Origin of the sequence: Nocardia sp. NPDC060220 (genome assembly GCF_042727815.1) — a bacterium.
GTDB lineage: Bacteria > Actinomycetota > Actinomycetes > Mycobacteriales > Mycobacteriaceae > Nocardia.
Window position 1 is genome coordinate 1 of sequence record NZ_JBHWZY010000587.1, and the last position, 4,442, is coordinate 4,442.

At 68.1% G+C, this 4,442-nt stretch carries 5 protein-coding genes and 1 pseudogene; 1 reads left to right on the forward strand and 5 read right to left on the reverse strand.

What is annotated here, in order from left to right; translation table 11 throughout:
* Positions 1–530 (reverse strand): TetR/AcrR family transcriptional regulator (locus ACFWF3_RS25690; protein WP_379315837.1); only part of this gene is annotated, 530 nt, incomplete at its 3' end.
* 31 nt (positions 531–561) lie between these two features.
* Here ACFWF3_RS25690 and ACFWF3_RS25695 point away from each other — a divergent pair.
* Entirely contained in the window at positions 562–1,758 is a 1,197-nt protein-coding gene (locus tag ACFWF3_RS25695; RefSeq protein WP_379315839.1) for a saccharopine dehydrogenase family protein, read from the forward strand.
* 66 nt (positions 1,759–1,824) lie between these two features.
* Here ACFWF3_RS25695 and hsaB read toward each other — a convergent pair whose 3' ends face one another.
* The 4 genes and pseudogenes from hsaB to ACFWF3_RS25715 all read right to left on the reverse strand — a co-directional run.
* A complete protein-coding gene (gene hsaB, locus ACFWF3_RS25700; protein ID WP_378990686.1) occupies positions 1,825–2,400 on the reverse strand; it encodes a 3-hydroxy-9,10-secoandrosta-1,3,5(10)-triene-9,17-dione monooxygenase reductase subunit in 576 nt (191 codons plus the stop codon).
* Positions 2,401–2,418: 18 nt separating this feature from the next.
* Complete coding sequence (gene hsaC, locus ACFWF3_RS25705; protein ID WP_378990685.1) at positions 2,419–3,324, reverse strand: iron-dependent extradiol dioxygenase HsaC; 906 nt, start codon at positions 3,322–3,324, stop codon at positions 2,419–2,421.
* Positions 3,324–4,193 (reverse strand): 4,5:9,10-diseco-3-hydroxy-5,9,17-trioxoandrosta-1(10),2-diene-4-oate hydrolase, encoded by an 870-nt coding sequence (gene hsaD / locus ACFWF3_RS25710; RefSeq protein ID WP_378990684.1) that lies wholly within the window; start codon positions 4,191–4,193, stop codon positions 3,324–3,326. The genes hsaC and hsaD overlap by 1 nt, the downstream gene beginning before the upstream one ends.
* Before the next feature lie 3 nt (positions 4,194–4,196).
* Positions 4,197–4,442: pseudogene (locus tag ACFWF3_RS25715) on the reverse strand (flavin-dependent monooxygenase); the annotation flags it as partial.

The following is a 4,442-nucleotide window of genomic DNA, read 5'->3' on the forward strand; positions in this document are numbered from 1 at the left end:
TCGACGACTCCTTGCAGGTGAAATGCCCAGTGCGCCTCGAACAGGCACGCGAGCCCGTAGGCGCTGGTCGCGACGCGATCCGCCGGGGCGGCCGGGTACGCGGCGGCGAGTTGTCGCTCCAGTTCGGGTAGCCACCGCTCGGTCCACAACTCCCGCAGGCTGTGCCGGACCACCTCATCGCGCGCCGCGAGATTCACCAGTTCGCTCCACACCACCAGGTCGTCGCGGTTTCCGTAAGCGCCCGGTGCGAACATCCGTGCCACTCGATCCTCGATCGTCCCCTCGGCGCCCAGCCGCAGTTGCGCGTCACCGTACGCGGCGACGGCTTCGGTGACGAAGGCCCGCATCAGCCCGTCTCTACTGCCGAAATAGTGCAGCACCAGCGTGCGCTGCACCCCGGCCGCCGCGGCCACTCGCGACAGCGTCGTATCGGCGAAACCGTCGCTCGCCACGACGGAATGAGCGGCCCGCAGGATCTGGCCGATCCGCTCCTTGGCCTTGCTCGGCCGCCCGACTTTATTTACTGTCATGTTAGTCAATATATTCGACGGGGAGGCAGTCATGCGAGTTCTGGCACTGGGTGGGGCAGGGGAGATGGGCAGGGTCGCCGCCCGCATCATGCACGGCGACGACAGGGTGACAGCACTGACGATCGCCGACCGGGACGAGGCCGCGGCGCGCGCGCTCGCCACCGAACTCGGCGCCACCGCTTGTCGACTGGACGCCACCGACGGTCCGGCGCTGACTTCGGCGATGCGGGATTTCGACCTGGTGGTGAATACCGTCGGCCCATATTTCCGCTTCGGCCCACCGATCCTGGCGGCGGCGATCGCCGCGCGCTGCGACTACATCGACATCTGCGACGATCCCCAACCGACCATCGACATGCTGGAACTGGACGCGGCGGCGCGCGCGGCGGGGGTGACAGCGCTGGTCGGCATGGGCGCCAGCCCCGGTATCGCCAATCTGCTCACCGTGCTGGCGGGCCGGGAACTCGACCGGGTCGACTCCGTGGTCACCGGCTGGAACATTCACTCCGCGCACACCGAACCGGCCGGTCCGGGGGCGACCGCGGCCGTGGTGCACGGCATGCGGCAGATCGCCGGTGACATTCCGGTCATCCGCGACGGCGTGCGCGCCCAGCGCCCGGCGCTGGAACGGATGCGCATCGACTACCCGGGCCTGCGCACCGGCGAAGGCCGCAGCTTCGGTCACCCGGAGGCGATCACCGTGGCGCGAGCCTTCCCCGAACTCCGCGACGCGACCACCGTGGTCGTCGGCGACCGCTCGACCTCGGCGGCGCTGCTGGCACTGCGCTGGGTAATGGGCGCTCGCCTGTTGACGCTGGATCAGGCGGCCGGGGTGGCAGCCCGCGTCGAACGACTCCTGCCCGCCGACCCGGCGAAACTGATCACCGCCGGTGGCCTGCCACCGCTGTTCGCCGTCGCGACGGGCCTGCGGGCTGGAGTCGCCGCGACCGCCGCCACGGCGCTGTGTCAGGTCCCCGGTCTCACGATGGCCGACAACACCGGCGTGCCGTTGGCGGTCGCGGCACTGCTGCGGTCGAAGAGCCCCGGCGTCCACACGCCGGAGACCCTGCTCGATCCGCACGAATTCTTCACCGCGTTCGCCCCGCACTGTCTCGGTGCACCACGCCCGGCCGCGATGACGGTCACCACGCGCAGCTGGGACACCGAGGAGGACAACGCCGCGGCACTGTCGTCCGCGCTGCTGACCGCACTGCTCACCGCGAGATGAGCTGCCGGCAACAGTGCACGCCACGGTGCCGACCGAGGCCGTGACCGCCTGCTCAGGCCGGTCGATTCACAGCCAGGTGTCGAGACTGGTGGTGGTGAGGAAGTGGTCCAGGTCCGCGCGCCAGGGGGCGGGGGTGGTCTTGTCCGGCTCGATGCCGGTGTACTGGCCGCGGTAGAACAGCAGCGGACGACCACCGGTGGTGGCCGACTCCGCGAGCGCGTGGACCCGGCCGATGACGATGTAGTGGTCACCGCCGTCGACGACGGAGTCGACGGTGCATTCGATGGTGGCCAAGGAATCGTCGAGCACGGGGACGCCCAATGCGGATGTCCGCCAGCCGACTCCGGCGAACTTGTCGGTCTCGCGTGAGCCGAAGCGTGCGCACGTCGGCTGCTGTTCCTCGGAGAGCACGTTCACGCAGAACTTGCCCGCCGCCTCGATCGCCGCCCACGACCGCGACCCCTTGGTGGGGCAGAACAGCACGAGGGGCGGGTCGAGGGAGAGCGCGGCGAAGGACTGGCAGGCGAACCCGATGGGCTCACCGTCCGGATCGAGCGCGGTGATCACGGTGATGCCGGTGCAGAACTGCCCCAGCACGGTGCGGAACTGCCGGCCGTCGATCGCCGGTATCTGTTCAGTCATGTCCTTCGCCGCCCGTTCCTATTGCTGTTTGAATCCGACAGTGAAGTCGTGACCCCACAGGCTCACCGCGGTCGATTCGCGGGCGATCCAGTCGTGGTCGTCGACTTCCAGTCCTTCACAGCCGAATTCGATGTCGAATCCGCCGGGAGTCTTCATGTAGAAGGACAGCATCTTGTCGTTGATGTGGCGGCCGAGAGTGGCCGACATCTTCACCTTCTTGCGATAGGCGCGGTCCAGGCAGAGGCCGACGTCGTCGGAGTTCTCCACCTCGACCATCAGGTGCACGATGCCGGTGGGGTTCGGCAGCGGCAGGAACGCCAGCGCGTGGTGGCGCGGGTTGCAGCCGTAGAAGCGTAGCCAGGCCGGGTCGCCGTCGGCGGGACGGCCGACCATCTGCGGCGGTAGCCGCATGGAGTCGCGCAGCCGGAAGCCCAGGATGTCCTGGTAGAACGCCTGTGCCGCGGCATCGTCGGTGCAGGTGAGAACCACGTGGCCCAATCCCTGCTCGGCGGTGACGAACTTGTGGCCGTAGGGGCTCACGAAGCGGCGGCCCAGGTACTGCGCGCCGTAGAACGCCTCGAGGGTGTTCCCGGACGGATCCTGGAACCGGATCATGCCCTCGACGCGTCGCTCACCCAGCTCTTCCTTGGTGCCCTCGGTGAAGGCGACCCCAGCCTTGCTCAGGGTTTCCCGCAGCTGTTGCAGGCCGGGCCCGTCGGTGACCTCCCAGCCCGAGACCAGCAGCCGGTCCTGCTCGCCGGGAACGATCACCAGTCGGGCGGCGAAATCGTCCATGCGCAGGTAGAGCGCGTCGGGGTTCAGCCCGGTGCCCTCCATCATGCCGAGAACCTTGAGGCCGTACTCGCGCCAGGCCGCCATGTCGGTGGCCTCGATGCGCATGTAGCCCAGGGCGCGAATGCTCATTACTTCTCCCCGAGGAAATCGACGGTGAGCCGGTTGAACTCGTCGAACTTCTCCAGCTGTGCCCAGTGCCCGCAGCCACCGAACACGTGCAGCTGGACGCGCGGGATCACCTTGGTGGCCACGAGCGCGCCGTCGAGGGGGTTCACCCGATCTTCGCGACCCCAGATCAACAGCACCGGCTGACGCAGCTTGTACGCGTCACGCCACAGCATGCCCTTCTCGAAGTCCGCGCCGGCGAAGGACTTGCCCATCGCCTTCATCGCGGCCAGCGACTCGGGGGTACTCGCGAAGGCGAACCGTTCGTCGATGAGTTCCTCGGTCACCAGGGACTGGTCGAAGACCATGATCCGCAGGAACTTCTCCAGGTTGTCCCTGGTCGGTTCGTAGGTGAACTTCGAGAGCAGCTTCACGCCCTCGGTGGGGTCGGGCGCGAACAGGTTGGTGCTCAGCCCGCCCGGACCCATCAGCACGAGTTTGCCCGCGCGCGTGGGGTGGTCGAGTGCGAACCGCACCGAGGCGCCGCCGCCGAGAGAGTTGCCGAGCAGGTGCACCCGGTCGGTGATCTCGAGGTGATCGAGCAGCGCGAGCAGTGCGTTCGAGCTGTGCACGAAGTACTGCGGGTGGTCGATCGGCTTGTCGGACTTGCCGTAACCCGGCTGATCGGGCGCGATCACGTGATAGCGCTCGGCCAGCACCGGGATGTTGCGGGCGAAGTTCGACCACGCCGAGGCACCGGGTCCACCACCGTGCAGCAGCACGATCGTCGGCCCGTTGCCCACTCCGGCTTCGTGGTAGTGCAGCTTCAGATCGGGGGTGACCTGCGCGAAGCGTGAGGTCGATGCGTAGGTCAGTTCAGCGGTTCGGGTCATCGGCTACACCATGGCGTCGGTGACGGGCAGGCCGAACTCGTGCGTGCCGTACATCACGTAGGCGCGCTCGGGATCGTTGGCCGCGTGGACCCGCCCGGCATGCGCGTCACGCCAGAAGCGTTGCAGTGGCGTGCCGTTGGCCAGGGCGGTGGCGCCCGAGGACTCGAAGAGCTTGTCGATCGAGGCGATCACGCGACCGGTCGAACGCACCTGGTCGCGACGGGCGCGCACGCGCAGATCGAACGGCAC